This window comes from Streptomyces sp. NPDC055140 (assembly GCF_053607285.1).
This window is the reverse complement of sequence record NZ_JBSGTG010000030.1, coordinates 72,644-88,696: the sequence shown is the minus strand read 5'-3', so window position 1 is coordinate 88,696 and position 16,053 is coordinate 72,644. Positions and strand designations below refer to the sequence as shown.

Here is a 16,053-nt window from a genome sequence, read left to right as displayed (position 1 = left end):
CCGACTGGACGGACCACTCCAGCTGGCGCACACCAACTGAACTGCTTAGCTCTCGGCCGGTGAATTTCTGCGAGGCCTGCTCGGCATCGGGTTGCTGATCAGGTGGTCGCCGTCAATGCCGCGTGCGCGGCGGTGAGGATCTCCTCGGAGAGCGGGGAGTCCTTGGTGGCCCGGGCCAGGACGAGTGCGCCGAGCATGGTGCACAGCCGGGTGATGCCGTCCTGGTCCTCGGTCGCGAGCACCTCGGCGAAGTCGCGCACTCCCTCGGTGTAAACGCGGTGGGCCTCGCGGTCTCCGGGTTCGCGCGCCATATCGGTGGCGAGCGCGGCGACGGGGCACCCGTCTGCCGGGCTGTCGCGGTGCTCGATCGAGAGGTATGCGTCGATCAGTGCCGGCTGGGCCGCGTCGCGCTGTCCGGCGTACTGCTCCAGTCCGTCCTTGTGGAGTTGGGTGAGTTCGTCGAACGCGTGGGTGGTGGCTTCGTCGATGAGGGCCTCCTTGGAGGCGAACTGCTTGTAGAAGCCGCCGTGGGTCAGTCCGGATGCCTTCATGAGGTCGGCGACGCTGACGTGGGTGCCCTGTTCCCGGAACAGCCGGGAGGCGGTTTCCACGACCCTCCGACGGTTCTCCAGCGCTTGCACCTGCGATACGCGGCCCATCACTACCTCCAGGGTGGATGTCGATTGACATCTATCCTAGATCGGCTTTAGATTTCATTTGTAATCTAATTTGTGCGGGCCGCCAGACGTCCGCAACCGCTGGGAGCGGGCATGGAACTCAAGGACGCGGCCGTGGTGGTCACCGGCGCCAACCGGGGGCTGGGGCGGCATCTGGCCGCCCCAGCTCGTGGAGCGTGGAGCGAAGGTGTGCGCGCCTGCCCGCCACCCCGAGACGGTGGGCCTACGCGGCGTCACCCCGCTGCGGCTGGACGTGACGGACGAGGCGTCGATCCGGGCCGCGGCCCGCACCGCACATCCGACGCGACACTGCTGGTGAACAACGCGGGCATCTCCACCGCCACGCCGCTGATCGCGGGCGCCCTGGACGCGGTGCGCCTGGAGATGGAGACGAACTTCTTCGGTCCGCTGGCCGTGACGCGAGCCTTCACCCCCGTCATCGAGGGCAACGGCGGCGGCGCCGTACTCAACGTCCTGTCCGTCCTGTCCTGGCTGCACCCCGCCGGCCTCGGGTCCTACGCCGCCGCCAAGGCCGCGGCGTGGGCCCTGACCGACGCGGCCCGGGAGGAACTGGCGCCCCGCGGCATCACCGTCTCGGCACTGCACGTCGGATACATGGCCACCGACATGGCCGCGGGCGTTCCCGCCGATCAGAAGGCCGACCCCGCCGATGTCGCCACACAAGCTCTGTACGGCATCGAGACGGGCCTGCCCGAGATCCTCGCCGACGAGACCACCCGCTACATCCGGCGGAGCCTGGCCGCTTCACCGAACGCGGCGTGAGGCACGCCCCGCCGCACCACCAACTCCCATCAACCTTTGATTGAGGACACCTGATGCGTTACACGACCTTCGGACACCGCACCGGACTGCGCGTGTCCGAGTACGCGCTCGGCACGGCGAACTTCGGCACCGGCTGGGGTGCCGGCGCCGAACCGGACGAGGCACGCCGTATTTTCGACCGATTCGCCGAAGCGGGCGGCACCTTCCTCGACACCGCGGATACCTACCAGTTCGGCGAGTCGGAAGAGCTGACGGGCAAGCTCGTCTCCGCCGATCGGGACCACTTCGTCCTGGCCACCAAGTTCACCCTCGGGGCCGCGCCCCAGCCGAGCATCTCCCGGACGGGCAACAGCCGCAAAAACATGGTCGCCTCGGTCGAGGCCAGCCTGAAGCGTCTGGGCACCGACTACATCGACCTGCTCTGGGTGCACTTCCCTGACCAGCTCACTCCCATGGAAGAGATCCTGCGCGGGCTCGACGACCTGGTGAGCTCCGGCAAGATCCACCACGCCGCGCTGTCCAACTTCCCCGCCTGGCGCGTCTCCCGGGCGGTAACCCTCGCCGATTTGAAGAACTGGGCGCCCGTCGTGGGCATTCAGAACGAGTACAGCCTGGTCGAGCGGAGTGCCGACCGCGAGCTGCTGCCGATGGCCGAGAGCCTCGGACTCGGCGCCGCCCTGTGGTCCCCGCTCGGCGGCGGACTGCTCACCGGAAAGTACCGCCGCAGCACCGAAGGGCGGCTCACCGATCTGGGAGCGGTCATCCACACCGAGAGCACCGACCAGAAAACCGCCATCATCGACGCCGTCCTGGCCATTGCCGAGGAGACCGGCGTGACGCCCGCCCAGGTGGCGGTGGCCTGGGTGCGCGAGCGTGCCGCCCGGTCCGCGACCTCGCTCGTCCCGATCATCGGTCCGCGCAACCTCACCCAGCTCGACAGCTATTTGGGTGCTCTCGATGTCCAGTTGACGCCGCAGCAGTTCGCCCGCCTGACGGACGTCAGTGCTGTCCCCCTCGGAGCTCCTCACGAGGCGATCGCCGCCTCCCTGAGCGGCATCCAGGGAGGCGAGTCCAGCCGCGTCATCGCTCCTGCACCGGTGGGCTGACATCTCCCGCCTCGGTGAGGCGCTCCAAGCGACGGATGCAGACACCGCAAGTGTGACGGCCTGCGGGAAACCCAGGATGGGCAAGAGATCCCGCCCTTGTGGACGGGAAACGGAGACAACGATGAAGACCTTCATGATCGAGCGGTACGACGACAAGTCCGGCGTGCGCGCCGATGAGATGCCCGATCCGCAGGTGGGCTCCGACGACGTCCTGGTCCGCATCCACGCGGCGAGCGTCAACCCACTGGACCTCAAGCTCCGCGACGGCGCCTTCAAGGCGTTCCTGCCCTACCATCTCCCGCTCGTCCTGGGCAACGACCTTGCTGGGGTGGTGGTCCAGGTGGGATCGGACGTCACCCGGTTCGCGGTAGGCGATGAGGTTTACGCGCGGCCCGACAAGGACCGCATCGGCACGTTCGCCGAACTCATCGCTGTCCACCAGGACGACGTGGCGCTCAAATCGGCCACGCTCACCATGGTGGAGGCTGCGTCGCTCCCCCTGGTCGCGCTGACCGCGTGGCAGGCACTGGTCGAGCGGGCCCAGGTTCGGCCCGGCCAGAAAGTCCTGATCCACGCGGGCGCCGGGGGCCTGGGCAGCATCGCCGTCCAGCTGGCGAAGGCGCTGGGCGCGCACGTGGCCGCCACCGCGAGCACCGCCAAGGTCGACCTGGTGAAGGGACTCGGCGCGGACGTCGTCGTCGACTACAAGACACAGGACTTCGAGACGGTGCTCAACGGCTACGACGTCGTCCTGGACAGCCTCGGCGGCGAGAACCTCGCGAAGTCCCTGCGGGTACTCAAGCCCGGCGGCAAGGCCATCAGCGTCGTAGGCCCTCCCGATGCGGCCTTCGCCCGTGAACTGGGCGCGAACCCGATCCTCCGCCTGGCGATGAGCGCGCTGAGCTTCAAGACCCGGCGCAGCGCCAAGCGCCGCAACGTGACGTACTCGTTCCTGTTCATGAAGGCCAGCGGCGACCAGCTACGTGAACTCACGCAGCTCATCGACGCCGGGAAGATCCGTCCCGTCGTCGACCGGGTCTTCCCGTTCGAGCAAACCCGACAGGCCCTCGAGTACGTCGAGAAGGGTCGCGCGAAGGCCGGCAAGGTCGTCGTCGCGATGACGTGAGGGCAGGCCTCACCGGACGTCCGGCGAAGACCTCCCCGGACAACGAGAGGATCCCTCACCCCCACTACCCTTAGGACCCGGTCATAAGTGCACCGCGGAGTTCCCCTACCCCCACCCCGTCGTCATACAAGAGCGCGCCGACCCGCTCCGTGTCCGTGCACGGCGTGGACTTCATCTACCGACAGCTCGGTCCCGAGGACGGCGTACCGCTGATCCTCCTCAACCACCTGGCCGCGGTCCTGGACAACTGGGATCCCCGTGTCATCGACGGACTCGCCGCCCGCCGTCGAGTGATCACCTTCGACAACCGCGGAGTCGGTGCGTCTAGCGGCTCCACGCCCGACACCATCGAGGCGATGGCCCACGACGCGGTGCTGTTCCTCCGGGCCCTCGGCTTCGACCGGGTCGACCTCCTGGGCCTGTCGATGGGCGGCTTCATCGCCCAGGACATCGGAGCAAAGGAACCGCACCTCGTACGCAAGATCATCCTCGCGGGCACGGGCCCAGCCGGCGGCCCCGGCATCGACAAGGTCACCGCCCTCACCATCAAGGACACCCTCAAGACCGTCCTGACCCGCAAGGACCCGAAGCAGTACCTCTGCTTCACCGACACCGCGAACGGCCGACGCGCGGCGCACGCCTTACTGGACCGACTCAAAGAGCGCACGTATGACCGCGATAGAGCGATCTCACTGTCGTCGTTCCGCGCCCAACTGAAGGCCATCCACCGATGGGGCCTCCACGCACCGGCAGACCTATCACGCATTCACCATCCGGCCCTGGTGGCCAACGGCGAGAGCGACAGGATGGTGCCCAGTGAAAACACACTCGACCTGGCCGCACGGCTGCCCCAAGGCGAACTCCTGCCCCTCTACCCCGACGCCGGACACGGAGGGATCTTCCAGAACCACGACGCATTCGTCTCACAGGCGCTCGAATTCCTCGAACCGTAGCCAGGCCACGGCCCCGACACCATCCCGCGCGGCAGGCCCGGCGAGCAGCTCCAACACCAGGACGTAGGTGGTCAACTGGCCGACGAGGTTCGCCTGCCACGCGAAGCGCCGCACAGGCCTCATCGCCGGCGTCGTAGTCCCGGCGACGTTTCGAACCGGCACCATGACTTTCGCTTGACCGGCCCGCGAACTCGCGTAGCTGCGCCGCCGACTGCCTACTGCGAACGTCCGGATCACCACGCTGCAAGGGCAGCTTGACGCGCCCGCCACTGTGACCGCTGAGGGCGACAAGGCGTCAACACCTGAAGGCGATCCGGCCGAACTTGTAGAGGAACATGGCCACGGGAACGACCTCGAGCGCCTGGGTTGCTTGCTGATGTCCTGCTGTCGGACGAGTCCCGAGTGCCCGCGCGTCACGGTCGTCAGCTGCCTGCGGGCCGGGCTTGGGTGGTCAGTCCTGGGACAACGAGGGTGAGCCAGCGGTCGACGGATGGCTGGTCGGTGGGGGCGGTGGAGAACAGCAGGTAGATGTCGTTGACGGTGACGTCGGGGTGGATGTCGCCGTCTGCCTGGCCTGCGTGGATGAGGGCGGCGACGGCGGCCCCCGCGCGGTCCTCGGCGGCTCGGTCGCCCGGCTCCGCGCCGAGGGCCTGGGCGGCGGCCTTGACGGCGCGGTCGGTCACGGACGCCTCGATGACGCGGCCGAGGAACGCGGTCAGCTCGACCAGGGCGCGGGTTCCGGTGCTGACGCGGGCGAGTGCGGCCTCGGCGTCGTCCGCGACGCGGGCGACGAACTCGGCGACGACGGCCGCGACCAGGTCGGTCTTGGTGGGGAAATGCCGGTACAGGGTGCCCACGGCCACGCCGGCGGCGGCGGCTATCTCGTCCATCCCGACGTCCGGGCCGTGGGCGGTGATCTGTTCACCGGCCGCGGTGAGGATCTTCTTGCGGTTGCGGACCGCGTCGGCGCGCGGCGCCCTGGCCTGGGTCATGAGGCTCGGCAGCCCTTCTATTTGCACAAAGGTGAACCATGGCTCACGATAGATAGTGAACCAAGGTTCATCCTAGTCGTAAGGAAACAGCCATGCCCGCCAAGACCGCCCTCGTCACCGGTGCCTCTTCCGGCATCGGTGAGGCCACCGCCCTCAAGCTGCAGGAACTCGGCTACACCGTCTACGGTGCCGCCCGCCGCACCGACCGGCTCCACAAGCTCGCCGACCGCGGCATCCGCCCGTTGGCGATGGACGTCACCGACGAGGACTCCATGCGCTCCGGCGTCGAGCGCATCACCGCCGAGACCGGCCGCATCGACGTCCTGGTCAACAACGCCGGCTACGGCTCCTACGGCGCCCTCGAGGACGTGCCCCTGGACGAGGCCCGCTACCAGTTCGAGGTCAACGTCTTCGGCGCCCTGCGCCTGACCCAGCTCGTCCTGCCTCACATGCGCGCCCAGCGTTCCGGCACCGTCGTCAATGTCACCTCGATGGGCGGCAAGGTCTACACCCCGCTCGGCGGCTGGTACCACGGCACCAAGTTCGCCCTCGAAGCCCTCAGCGACTGCCTGCGCCTGGAGGCCAAGCCCTTCGGCATCGACGTTGTCGTCATCGAACCCGGCGGCATCGCCACCGAATGGGGCGCCATCGCCGCCGACAAGCTGGACAAGTCCTCCAGCAGTGGTCCCTACGCCGCCCAGGCCACCGCCGTCGCCTCCTCCCTGCGCTCCGAGGCCAACGCCAAGCGCAACTCCCCGCCCGCCGTCATCGCCGACGCCATCGCCAAAGCCGTCACCGCCCGCCGCCCCAGAACCCGCTACGCCACCGGCTTCGGCGCCCGCCCCCTCATCGCCCTGCGCCGAATCCTCCCCGACCGCGCCTTCGACGCTGTGATCTCCCGCGCAGTCGGAATGCCTCGCTGAACGATCGGGAGGCACCCGCTACGGTTGTTCAGTTCGGCCTGCCTTGACCTGAACCGATTCGTCGTTTCCGAGCTGGTGAACGGGACGAGTCACCTGCACTTACTGAGTGAAGCAGGGATTGCATGCCCGTCCGTGGCGCATCAGTATCCCTTGCACCGAGTCGGGAGGCGTGCGGAGGATGGCCTGTGCAGACACTGGATGACTGGCTCGCTCACCAGCGAGAGGCTCTCAAGGCCGCAGGGCGGGAGAGGGTGACCTCGTTCGAGCGGGCCGCTGAGGCGTTGCCCACCTACTTGGCGGCCTTGGAGCTGACCGACCTCGGTCCGATGGTCGGCAGCCCGCTGTCTCCCAACGTGCTCCGCGAGGTTCGGCTGGGCGATGGATCTGTCGCCGTTCTGAAGCTGATCGGCGAACCCCAGCACGCGGAGGCCGCGACGTTGGCGGCCTGGACGGCCCACCGGGTGCCGTGCGCCCCTCTCCTCGACCACGGTGTCGGTGCCCACGCCCCAGATATCACTCACCTGCTGCTGGGGAAGGTCTCGGCCGTCGGGCTGCTGCACACAGAGATGGCCGCAGCCACGGAACAGGTCGTCAGGTTGTTCCTTCAGGCGCACCTGACACCGCCGGCCGGAGTGGCGCGCTTGCAGGACTTCCTTGGGCCCAAGCTTCATAACGCCATACGGATCTGGCACGAGGCTGGGCTGCCCTCCCCCGACGGCGTGTTGCACATCCTTGAGGATCCGGCGATCGAGCCAGTTCTGTTGCATGGTGATGCGGTCGGGTTCAATCTCCTGCGATCGGAGGGCGAACTCGCGCTCATCGACCCCGCAGGCGTGTGCGGACCGGCGGAGTTCGATGCCGCGCGCTGGGTGGCGCGATGCCTGGCCGTCACCGGCCCGAGCACCTTGGCTGCCCTGACTGAGACCGCACTGTCCGCAGACCCGTCACTGAGCCGGCGCTTGTTCGACATGTGCGTCGCGGTCGAGCTGGTGATCGAGGTTCGGCATCGGATCACGAGCCCGCACGTGTTTCTCAGTATCGGAGCTCCAGCTCAGACCTTCACCGCCGACACCCGTCGGCTCGCCAAGGCGGCGGCCCATCGCTTGACGAGGGCCGGTTGATTGGTCGACGCCCTCAGCCGGCGGGTTTTCAGCTTTACCGACTACCGGCGGGTCCGTTTCGGCTCTCAACTGGCCTTCTACGTGGCGTACGTGGCCGCAACGCTACTCGCTGCTCGGTCGCTTCTTTTGGAGGTGTCCAGTCGGATAGACATCCGAGATGCCCTCGCCTCCTGCGGCGACGCCGATGCCGAGGAGGCTCCCTGCGATGCGGTGGACGCCGCGGACGGTGCTGGAGGCGCGGTCGCCGCCGGCGTGCAGGACCACGGTGGCGGAGAGCACCGCCCAATAGGGGCGGTCCAGTTGGGGTGTCACTTGGCGGCGGCGCGCACCAGGTCCAGGTAGCGGTCCCAGTTCCAGTATGGTCCTGGGTCCGTGTGTGTGGCGCCCGGGACATCGTGGTGGCCGACGATGTGCTCGCGGTCGATGGGGATGTCGTAGCGGGTGCTGATGTCGGCGGCCAGTTGGGCGGAGGCGCCGTAGGCGGTGTCGGTGAACCAGCGGTCCGGGTCGTCGACGTATCCCTCGTGCTCGATGCCGATGCTGCGTTCGTTCCACTCCCGGTTGCCCGCGTGGTAGGCCACGTCGGCTTCCCGGACCATCTGGGCGAGGCGCCCGTCCGAGGAGCGGATCAGATAGTGCGCGGCGGCTTGGTGTGCCGGGTCACGGAAGGCGCGCGCGGCGTCCTCGTAGCGGGACTGGGTGACGTGGATGACGATCCGGTCGATGCGGTAGTCGTCCGGCCGGTTCGCGTAGCGGTAGTTGGCGTCGGAGGCGGCGGTCCACCGGGCGGCCGACTGGTCGACGGTCCCCTCCCGTTCTAGGAGGCCGCTACGCTGGCTGGGAAGTTCGGCGACGGCGGCGAAGCCGAGCCCCGCGACAGCCGCGGCCCCCGCGCCGAACAGGAGGGCGCGGCGGGTGATGGCACGCCGTGGCGGATCCCGGTGCGTGGCGGGGTGGCGGGGGTTGGGTATGTCGTTCATGGCGTGCGGTCTCCGAGGACGTCGGAATCGGGGCGGCTGCAGGCGGCGGGGCTGCGCGTGGACACCCCGCCGGACGTGCGGTGTGTCCACGGCACAGGTCCGCCGATGCGAGGAGCCGGACCGTGAACCGGCGGGCCAGGTTGACGCGTCGGCGCATCGCCCTCTATCGCGTCGATCCGGGTGTCGTGGGCGGGAAGGCCAGGATGACGCGTCCTCGCAGGCCGCCTTCTTCGACCATGCTGTGGGCCTTGGCCGCCTCGTCGGCCGGGAGAGCGGCGGCGACGCGGGGCGTGAGCAGGCCGGATTGGATCTGCTCACGCAGCCCGGCGATGGCCGCGTGGTCGGTTGCACGGGTGCGGACGTTGACCGGATGCACCGTGATGCCGCGGCCGGGGGCGCCCTCCCAGAATCGGAAGACGGCGGTCTGGCCGTCGTTACGTACCGCGGGAGCGATGTACTCGTGGAGCATGGCCGTGTCCACGACGGCGTCCACGCCGGTGGGGGCGAGGCCGAGAACCTGCTGGACTACGTCGTCTCCGCGGGGGACGACGGCCTCGGCGCCGTAGGAGCGCAGCAGTTCCGTGTCGCCCTCCGATGCCACCGCGATGACGCGCTGCCCTTCCGCAGCGGCGAGCTGGACGGTGTAGCCGCCGACCGCGCCGGCGGCCCCGGTGACCACCAGCGTCGCACCCGGCGCGAGAGCGAGGGCATCCAGCGCGCAGCGGGCGGTCAGCGCGTTCATGAGGAACGACGCCGCCTGAGGAAACGTGGTCCCGGCAGGCTTGCGCGTGACGGACTCGGCCGGCAGGACGACGTACTCGCTGTAGCCGCCGTGACGGCCGTGGTTGTCGACGATGCCGACGACGTCCGTGCCCAGGGACAGGCTCTCGCCCTCTATGGGGCGGACGTCGTCTGCGATCTCGTCGATCGTGCCGGCCACATCCATACCGGGGATGAAGGGCGGCTCCACGTCCCGGTACCAGTCGGCGAGGGAGCCGTCGCGGAGCATCAGGTCGGCCGGGTTCACCCCGGCCGCGCGCACCCGTACGCGCACCTCGCCGGGACCGGCATGCGGTTCGGGGAGGTCTACGACGTGGAGGACCTGGGGTCCGCCGTACGAGGACAGGCCGATGGCCTTCATGGAGAAGTTCCTGGTGGGATCAGTGAGAGGCAGAGCGGAGGAAGGGAAGGCGCACGCAGGGCATGCTTCACCTTTCGTGCACCGTTGTGCCGCTTGTTGCGCTGTTGTGCTGGTCAGCGGTCGATGCTGGCCATGTTCGCCTCGTCGTGGCGCTCACCCGAGGCGGGGGTGAGGTTGTTGAGGCGGTCGAGCTGGGTGGCGCTGAGTTCGATGGCGTCGGCGGCGGTGTTCTCCTCGACGCGCGCGATCCGCCGGGTTCCGGGGATAGGGGCGATGTCGTCGCCGCGGGTCAGCAGCCAGGCCAGTGCGGTCTGGGCCGGGGTCGCACCGATCTCGGCGCCGATGGCTTGCACTTCGTCGACGATCGCCAGGTTGCGCTGGAAGTTCTCGCCGGTGAAGCGCGGGTTGGTCTTGCGCCAGTCGTCGTCGGTGAAGTCGTCGACGGTGCGGATCTGGCCGGTCAGCAGGCCGTGCCCGAGGGGCGAGTAGGGCACGAAGCCGATGCCGAGCTCGCGCAGCAGCGGGAGGATCTCGGCCTCGACGTCGCGGGTCCACAGCGAGTACTCCGTCTGCAGCGCGGCCACCGGGTGCACGGCGTGGGCGCGGCGGATGGTGGCGGGGCCGGCCTCGGAGAGGCCGATGTGGCGGATCTTGCCCTCGGTGACCAGCTCGGCCAACGCGCCGACGGTCTCCTCGATGGGGGTGTTCGGGTCGACGCGGTGCTGGTAGAAGAGGTCTATATGGTCGGTGCCGAGCCGCTTGAGGGAACCTTCGACCGCGGCCCTGACGTTGCGTGGGCTGCTGTCGATCACGCCAAGGTCGGCGCTGCCATTGGCGTAGGACACGAGACCGAACTTCGTGGCGATGACGACGTCGTCGCGGCGGCCCTTGATGGCCTTGCCGACAAGTTCCTCGCTGTGGAAGGGGCCATAGCCCTCGGCGGTGTCGATGTGCGTGACGCCGAGGTCCAGCGCCCGGTGAATGGTGCGGATCGACTCGGCGTCGTCCAGGCCGCCGCCGGTGGTGTAGGTACCGGCCATGGTCATGGCGCCCAGGCCGATGCGCGAGACATCGAGCCCGCCCAGGGATATGTGCTTCATCGGATACTCCGTACGTCGTGGTGAGCGTCAGCCATGGCTGGCTGACGGGGTGGGGTGGGAGACAGCGCCGTCAGGCGGTGGCGTGGTCGTGGCCGAGGTTGCCGCCGAGTTCGCGGGAGGCCTGGGCCTGGGCGAGGAGTTCCCTGGCCTTGGCCTCGACGCCCTCGATGGCGTCGGCGCCGGCGACGAAGCGCAGCGGCGGCTCGGTCTGGTCGGCGATGGTGAGCAGGGCGCGGGCGAGCTTGGCGGGGTCGCCGCCCTGCTGGCCGTTCATGCTCTTCCAGGCTGCGACGGTGGCGGTGGTGCGCTCGGCGTAGTCGGCGATGGTCGGCTCAGGCCAGGTGGTGGAGGCGTCCACGAGCAGCTCGGTACGGAAGAAGCCGGGCTCCACGTCGGTGGTGCGGATGTTGTAGGGCTCGACGTCGTAGCGCAGCGACTCCATCCAGCCCTCTACGCCGAACTTGGAGGCGGCGTAGGCGACGCAGAACTCCTGTCCGATCAGGCCGGCGGAGGAGGAGAGGGTGATGATGTGCCCGTCACGCTGCCCCCGGAGGATGGGCAGGATGGCGCGGGTGACGTTCATCGGGCCGAAGAGGTTGGTCTCGAACTGCTGGCGCATCTGCTCGGCAGTGATCTCTTCGAAGTAGCCGGCGTAGAAGTTGCCGGCGTTGTTGATCAGTACGTCGATGCGGCCGAAGCGGTCGACGGCGGCCTGGGCGGCGGCCTCGGCGTCCTGGGGGCTGGTGATGTCCAGCTTGGTGGTCAGGAGGTTGTCCTGCGGTCCACCGAGGGTCTTCTCGACCTCCTCGGGGCGCCGTCCGGTGGCGATGACCTGGTGGCCGGCGGCGAGGGCTTCGCGGGCGATGTCGGTGCCCAGGCCGCGGCCGGCGCCGGTGACGAAGATGACCTTGCTCATGGGGAGGACCCGTTTCTGTCGGGCGCCGTGGGCGGCGCCTGCGGGGTGGTGTAGTGCGGGCGAGTGGTGAGGTCAGGCCTGATCGGTGGGCATGATCCACAGTTCGCCGATGGAGGCGTGGCGGGGGCGGGTGACCATGTAGGCGACGCCGTCGGCGATGTCCTCGGGCTGCAGGACCTCGGTCTGCTCGTAGAACGTGGCGGTCGCTTCACGGATGTCGGGCTTGTGGTCGTTGTGCGAGGCGAGCTCGGTGGCCACGCCGCCGGGCTCCAGGACGCCGACGCGTACGTGGCGCTGGGTGATCTCCTTGCGGAGGGACTCGGTGAAGCCGTTCACGCCGAACTTGGTGAGGTTGTAGACGCCGTAGCCGTTCCAGGCTTCACGGCCGGCGATCGAGCTGATGTTGACGATGTCGGCGACCTGGCGCGGGGCATCCTCGGCGGCCTTGAGCAGGTGCGGGAGGGCGGCGTGGGTGGTGCGCAGGAGGCCCTGGACGTTGACGGCGATCATGCGCTCCCACTCCGTGGGGTCCGCGCCGACGACGGGGCCGAGCAGCATCAGGCCGGCGTTGTTGACCAGGATGTCCAGGCGTCCGAAGTGCTCGACGGTCTGCTGCACGGCTGCCTCGGCCTGGGCGGCGTCGGTGATGTCCGCCTCCACCGCCAGGGCGGTACCGCCGGCGGCGATGATCTGTGCGGCGAGGTCGTCGAGGCGGTCCTTGCGGCGGGCCACCAGGGCCACCGAGGCGCCCTGCTCGGCGAGCTGTTGGGCAGTGGCGGTGCCGATACCGCTGCTCGCGCCGGTGACCAGTGCGACGGTGCCGGTGAGCTTGGAAGTCATGGGGAGGATCCGTTCTGCTGGCGTGCTGCACATCCATCGATGCGGGCACTCTGCTCATTTTTCGCTAAAGCGGTGAAAGCTTCCCTACATCCAGGCAATCACCCGGGGGGCCTGCGTAGGGCGCCGTACGGGGCACTCCTCTTCCGGGGGTCTGCCAGTTCCCCCTGCGGGGAGCACGGCGGGACCGAGGCTCCGTGCAGTCGTGTGGACCGTCAGCCGACGATGACGACCGGCTTGACGACGCTCTGGTCGCGGCTGCGCATCAGTTCCAGGCTGACTGCGAGGCTGTCCCAGCCGTGCAGCACGTGGGTGGCCAGCAGCTGGGTGTCAAGCTTGCCGTTCTGGATCAGCAGCAGGAGCCGTTCCATGTAGTCGCGGCCCTGGTTGGCCTGGGCCGCGGTGAGGAACTTCTCCATCACGCCGTAGTTCCAGACGTCCATCGGGAGCGTCACGGTCTCGTCGTCGAAGAAGCCCGAGACCACCGACACGTGGCCGCCGAACTTGGTGATCTTCATGGCCGTGCCGATCTGGTCGCTCGCACTGCCGCCGCTGGCGACCAGCGCGCTGTCGACCTGTACGCCACCGGTCAGCGCCATGATTTGCTCGTAGACGTCGCCCTGCTTGTAGTCGACGAGGTCGGTCGCCCCGTACTGGCTCGCGAGAGCCATGGTGTTCGGGCGCGAGCCGACAGCGATGATGCGGCCCGCTCCGCGCAGTGCTGCCGCGGCCACCCCCATCAGTCCCACCGGGCCGACCCCCAGGATCACCACGACCTCACCGAACTGGATCTCCATCCGCTCCACACCGGTGAAGCCGGTGGCGGCCATGTCGTCGACGGACACCGCCTGCACGTCGGTGACCTGGTCGGGGATGTGCGCCAGGTTGGAGTCGGCGTCGAAGCACTTGACCAGTTCGGAGAACCAGCCGCCGTTGGTCGGGTCGTCGGAGAAGTACGGGCTCTTGCTCTGGTGGAACTTGCCCTCGCCGCGCTGGGCCCTGGGGTGGCGCCAGTCGGCAAGGCCTGCGGGAAGGACGACACGGTCCCCGGGAGTGAAGTCGGCGACCTGGTCACCGACCTGCTCGACGACTCCGACTGCCTCGTGGCCGATCACCTTGCCGAGCGCGTTGGGCAGCGACAGCGAGTCGATGAGATGTACGTCGGTCGTGCAGGTCGCCACCACGGTCGGGCGGACCAGGGCGTCGTACGGTCCGATCTCCGGGACCGGGACCTCCTGCCAGTCGGCACGGCCCTTCTCCTGGATGACGTAACCCTTCATGGTCTTCATGCGGGGGTATTTCCTCTCTTGCCGCCTCGCCCGGCGGCCAGGGGTGGTGCCCTGCGTCCGCCGGTGGGTGCGGGTGTCGGTGCGTGTGTGCGGGCTGCTGGGTTTCAGCGGGGCGAGATGCGGACGGTTGCCGCCTTCGGCCCGTCGCCCTGCATGATCGGGACGGCGTCGCTGCCCGGGTACTTCGCCTCGTAGGCGGCGTCGATCGCGGCGTCGATGTCGCCGCCGCTGGCGGGCTCGAAGACGACGTCGTGGAACTCTCCGGCGACCCGCACGCGGCCGGCCCGCTGGCTGACGGCCGCCTGGTGCCAGCTCGAGGACTGCCCGTTGGCGGCGCGCACGTAGACGTCGCCGTCCACGACGAGCGCCCAGGTCTGGGTCGGGGTGCCGTAGGTGGTGCCGTCCGCGCGGAAGGGGGCGACGAACAGGTCGGTGTTCTCGGCGATCGTGCGGAGGTCTGCGGGGCTCCAGGAAGTCATGACAGGTCCTTCTCTCGGACGTGGTGCGGGTTGGTGGGGTGAGGCCGGCCGAAGGCCGCGGTGCGGCGCTGCTCGCGCAAGACGCCGGTGCGACGTCGGTGGCCGGGGTGCTCAGCCGTGGCACGCTCACGACGTGGGGTGCTGAGGGATTCGGTTCCGGCCCCTGCGGCATTTCCGCCGTTACTGCGTGTTTGATCAGGTATGCCGGTTTCTGTCTGTCCTCCAGGCAACCACCCGCGGGGCCTGCGTGGGGCGCCGTACGGGGCACCCCTCGTCCGGGGGTCTGCCAGTTCCCCTTTACAGGCGGTCGGCCCGGGGTGCCCGTTTTACAGGCGGTCGGCCCGGGGTGCCCGTCGTACAGCCTGGAGCGCTGCCGCACCCAGGGCGTCTCCCGGACGGCGTCTCCCGGACGCTGCGCATCCGTGGCGCGGGCCCTCGCTCACCGCCGGCTGCGCCGTCGGACGGCGTAGCCGTACTGCTCGGGCCAGCGGGGCTCGGCGCCGAGTTCGAGTGCGGCGTGCTGGGGCCAGTAGGGGCTGCGCAGCAGTTCGCGGCCGAGCAGGACGGCGTCGGCCTGTCCGGTGGCCACGATGTCCTCGGCCTGGGCCGGCTCCAGGATCAGACCGACGGCGCCGGTGGAGATCCCGGCCGCTGCACGCACCTGGGCTGCGTAGGACACCTGATAACCGGGCTCGACGGGGATCGTGGCGTCGGGGACCATGCCGCCCGTGGACACGTCGAGAAGGTCGACGCCATGGGCCTGGAGCTCCTTGGCGAGGCGGACGGTGTCGTCGCCGGTCCAGCCCGTGCGCTCGTCCTGTGGGTTCTCGGTCAGCCAGTCGGTTGCCGAGGTACGGAAGAGGACCGGTAGGTCGTCGGGCCACACCGCGCGTACGGCGTCGACCACCTGGAGGGGGAAGCGCAGCCGGTTCTCAAAGCTGCCGCCGTAGGAGTCGGTGCGGTGGTTGGCGGCGGGAGAGAGGAAGGAGTTGATCAGGAAGCCGTGGGCGCCGTGCAACTCGACCACCTGGAAGCCCGCGGCCAGGGCGCGCTTCGCCGACTCGGCGAAGTCGCCTACCAGTTGCTGGATTTCGTCCACCGTGAGCTCGTGCGGCATGGACCGCCCGTCGAACGGTTCCGGGCTGGGCGCGACCACCTGCCAGCCGCCCTCGGCCTCGGGGATGTACCGGCCGGAAAGCCAGGGCTTGTCGACGGACGCCTTGCGGCCGGCATGGTTGAGCTGGATGGCCGGGACCGACCCGTGGGAGCGGATGGCCGCGGTGATGCGCGCGAACGCCTGCTGCTGTTGGTCGTTCCACAGCCCCAGGTCCCAGGGGGTGATGCGCCCGTCGGGCCGTATCCCGGTGGCCTCGGCCATCACCAGGCCGGCACCGCCGGCGGCCCGGCTGGCCAGGTGGGTGAGGTGGAAGTCGGTCGGCACCCCCGTCTCCGGTCCGTCCGAGGCGGCGGAGTACATGCACATCGGGGACGTCCAGATGCGGTTGGGGATCTCGAGTGACCGCAGGAGCAGGGCGGTGAACAGGGTACTCATGGGGTGTTTCCTCATCAATCAGGATGTACCAGCCCAGAGGTGGACAGCGGCCTGGGGCGGTACGGGGTGCTGTGTACG

Annotated in this window: 17 protein-coding genes and 1 pseudogene; 6 read left to right on the top strand and 12 right to left on the bottom strand. The window is 69.1% G+C overall.

Annotated elements, in window-relative coordinates:
* Positions 1-98 precede the first annotated feature (98 nt).
* A complete protein-coding gene (locus ACWFR4_RS38765) occupies positions 99-659 on the bottom strand; it encodes a TetR/AcrR family transcriptional regulator (protein WP_453656417.1) in 561 nt (186 codons plus the stop codon).
* A gap of 111 nt (positions 660-770) precedes the next feature.
* Here ACWFR4_RS38765 and ACWFR4_RS38760 point away from each other — a divergent pair.
* The 4 genes and pseudogenes from ACWFR4_RS38760 (at position 771) to ACWFR4_RS38745 (ending at position 4,645) form a co-directional block, all read left to right on the top strand.
* A pseudogene (locus tag ACWFR4_RS38760) lies at positions 771-1,460 on the top strand (SDR family oxidoreductase).
* Between the two features lie 53 nt (positions 1,461-1,513).
* The gene (locus tag ACWFR4_RS38755) at positions 1,514-2,566 is read left to right on the top strand and encodes an aldo/keto reductase (RefSeq protein ID WP_453656416.1); all 1,053 of its coding nucleotides are present in this window, start codon (positions 1,514-1,516) and stop codon (positions 2,564-2,566) included.
* A gap of 121 nt (positions 2,567-2,687) precedes the next feature.
* On the top strand, positions 2,688-3,692 hold the full coding sequence (locus tag ACWFR4_RS38750) for an NADP-dependent oxidoreductase (protein ID WP_453656415.1): 1,005 nt from the start codon (positions 2,688-2,690) through the stop codon (positions 3,690-3,692).
* Between the two features lie 164 nt (positions 3,693-3,856).
* Positions 3,857-4,645 carry an alpha/beta fold hydrolase gene (locus ACWFR4_RS38745; RefSeq protein ID WP_453656414.1) on the top strand — a complete coding sequence of 263 codons (789 nt, stop codon included), beginning with the start codon at positions 3,857-3,859 and terminating at the stop codon, positions 4,643-4,645.
* Here the strand turns inward: ACWFR4_RS38745 and ACWFR4_RS38740 are convergent.
* Positions 4,616-4,768, bottom strand: coding sequence for a hypothetical protein (locus tag ACWFR4_RS38740; protein WP_453507938.1), 153 nt, complete (start codon positions 4,766-4,768; stop codon positions 4,616-4,618). The two genes, ACWFR4_RS38745 and ACWFR4_RS38740, sit on opposite strands and share 30 nt — an antisense overlap.
* A gap of 299 nt (positions 4,769-5,067) precedes the next feature.
* Entirely contained in the window at positions 5,068-5,637 is a 570-nt protein-coding gene (locus ACWFR4_RS38735) for a TetR/AcrR family transcriptional regulator (protein ID WP_453656413.1), read from the bottom strand.
* A gap of 92 nt (positions 5,638-5,729) precedes the next feature.
* Between ACWFR4_RS38735 and ACWFR4_RS38730 the strand changes: the two genes are divergently transcribed.
* Together ACWFR4_RS38730 and ACWFR4_RS38725 are read left to right on the top strand one after the other, a co-directional pair.
* Positions 5,730-6,560 (top strand): oxidoreductase, encoded by an 831-nt coding sequence (locus ACWFR4_RS38730; RefSeq protein ID WP_453656412.1) that lies wholly within the window; start codon positions 5,730-5,732, stop codon positions 6,558-6,560.
* 185 nt (positions 6,561-6,745) lie between these two features.
* Complete coding sequence (locus tag ACWFR4_RS38725; protein ID WP_453656411.1) at positions 6,746-7,681, top strand: hypothetical protein; 936 nt, start codon at positions 6,746-6,748, stop codon at positions 7,679-7,681.
* Between the two features lie 102 nt (positions 7,682-7,783).
* Here ACWFR4_RS38725 and ACWFR4_RS38720 read toward each other — a convergent pair whose 3' ends face one another.
* The 9 genes from ACWFR4_RS38720 to ACWFR4_RS38680 all read right to left on the bottom strand — a co-directional run bounded on the left by ACWFR4_RS38720 (position 7,784) and on the right by ACWFR4_RS38680 (position 15,975).
* The gene (locus ACWFR4_RS38720; protein ID WP_453507219.1) at positions 7,784-7,993 is read right to left on the bottom strand and encodes an FUSC family protein; all 210 of its coding nucleotides are present in this window, start codon (positions 7,991-7,993) and stop codon (positions 7,784-7,786) included.
* On the bottom strand, positions 7,990-8,661 hold the full coding sequence (locus ACWFR4_RS38715) for an N-acetylmuramoyl-L-alanine amidase (protein WP_453656410.1): 672 nt from the start codon (positions 8,659-8,661) through the stop codon (positions 7,990-7,992). Before ACWFR4_RS38715 ends, ACWFR4_RS38720 begins: the two co-directional genes overlap by 4 nt.
* 163 nt (positions 8,662-8,824) lie before the next feature.
* A complete protein-coding gene (locus tag ACWFR4_RS38710) occupies positions 8,825-9,802 on the bottom strand; it encodes an NADP-dependent oxidoreductase (RefSeq protein WP_453656409.1) in 978 nt (325 codons plus the stop codon).
* A gap of 113 nt (positions 9,803-9,915) precedes the next feature.
* The gene (locus ACWFR4_RS38705) at positions 9,916-10,902 is read right to left on the bottom strand and encodes an aldo/keto reductase (protein WP_453656408.1); all 987 of its coding nucleotides are present in this window, start codon (positions 10,900-10,902) and stop codon (positions 9,916-9,918) included.
* A 70-nt stretch (positions 10,903-10,972) separates the two neighbouring features.
* On the bottom strand, positions 10,973-11,818 hold the full coding sequence (locus ACWFR4_RS38700) for an SDR family oxidoreductase (RefSeq protein ID WP_453656407.1): 846 nt from the start codon (positions 11,816-11,818) through the stop codon (positions 10,973-10,975).
* Between the two features lie 72 nt (positions 11,819-11,890).
* Positions 11,891-12,658 (bottom strand): SDR family NAD(P)-dependent oxidoreductase, encoded by a 768-nt coding sequence (locus ACWFR4_RS38695; RefSeq protein ID WP_453656406.1) that lies wholly within the window; start codon positions 12,656-12,658, stop codon positions 11,891-11,893.
* Positions 12,659-12,870: 212 nt separating this feature from the next.
* On the bottom strand, positions 12,871-13,944 hold the full coding sequence (locus tag ACWFR4_RS38690; protein ID WP_453656405.1) for a zinc-binding dehydrogenase: 1,074 nt from the start codon (positions 13,942-13,944) through the stop codon (positions 12,871-12,873).
* Between the two features lie 104 nt (positions 13,945-14,048).
* Positions 14,049-14,423, bottom strand: coding sequence for a DUF2255 family protein (locus ACWFR4_RS38685; protein WP_453656404.1), 375 nt, complete (start codon positions 14,421-14,423; stop codon positions 14,049-14,051).
* A 439-nt stretch (positions 14,424-14,862) separates the two neighbouring features.
* On the bottom strand, positions 14,863-15,975 hold the full coding sequence (locus tag ACWFR4_RS38680) for an NADH:flavin oxidoreductase/NADH oxidase (RefSeq protein ID WP_453656403.1): 1,113 nt from the start codon (positions 15,973-15,975) through the stop codon (positions 14,863-14,865).
* Between the last annotated feature and the right edge of the window lie 78 nt (positions 15,976-16,053).

Coding starts and splice junctions, on each gene's coding strand:
- ACWFR4_RS38740 (WP_453507938.1), bottom strand. CDS start 4,768: ATGAGGCCTGTGCGGCGCTTCGCGTGGCAGGCGAACCTCGTCGGCCAG.
- ACWFR4_RS38695 (WP_453656406.1), bottom strand. CDS start 12,658: ATGACTTCCAAGCTCACCGGCACCGTCGCACTGGTCACCGGCGCGAGC.
- ACWFR4_RS38710 (WP_453656409.1), bottom strand. CDS start 9,802: ATGAAGGCCATCGGCCTGTCCTCGTACGGCGGACCCCAGGTCCTCCAC.
- ACWFR4_RS38685 (WP_453656404.1), bottom strand. CDS start 14,423: ATGACTTCCTGGAGCCCCGCAGACCTCCGCACGATCGCCGAGAACACC.
- ACWFR4_RS38705 (WP_453656408.1), bottom strand. CDS start 10,902: ATGAAGCACATATCCCTGGGCGGGCTCGATGTCTCGCGCATCGGCCTG.
- ACWFR4_RS38730 (WP_453656412.1), top strand. CDS start 5,730: ATGCCCGCCAAGACCGCCCTCGTCACCGGTGCCTCTTCCGGCATCGGT.
- ACWFR4_RS38715 (WP_453656410.1), bottom strand. CDS start 8,661: ATGAACGACATACCCAACCCCCGCCACCCCGCCACGCACCGGGATCCG.
- ACWFR4_RS38755 (WP_453656416.1), top strand. CDS start 1,514: ATGCGTTACACGACCTTCGGACACCGCACCGGACTGCGCGTGTCCGAG.
- ACWFR4_RS38690 (WP_453656405.1), bottom strand. CDS start 13,944: ATGAAGACCATGAAGGGTTACGTCATCCAGGAGAAGGGCCGTGCCGAC.
- ACWFR4_RS38735 (WP_453656413.1), bottom strand. CDS start 5,637: ATGACCCAGGCCAGGGCGCCGCGCGCCGACGCGGTCCGCAACCGCAAG.
- ACWFR4_RS38765 (WP_453656417.1), bottom strand. CDS start 659: ATGGGCCGCGTATCGCAGGTGCAAGCGCTGGAGAACCGTCGGAGGGTC.
- ACWFR4_RS38680 (WP_453656403.1), bottom strand. CDS start 15,975: ATGAGTACCCTGTTCACCGCCCTGCTCCTGCGGTCACTCGAGATCCCC.
- ACWFR4_RS38700 (WP_453656407.1), bottom strand. CDS start 11,818: ATGAGCAAGGTCATCTTCGTCACCGGCGCCGGCCGCGGCCTGGGCACC.
- ACWFR4_RS38750 (WP_453656415.1), top strand. CDS start 2,688: ATGAAGACCTTCATGATCGAGCGGTACGACGACAAGTCCGGCGTGCGC.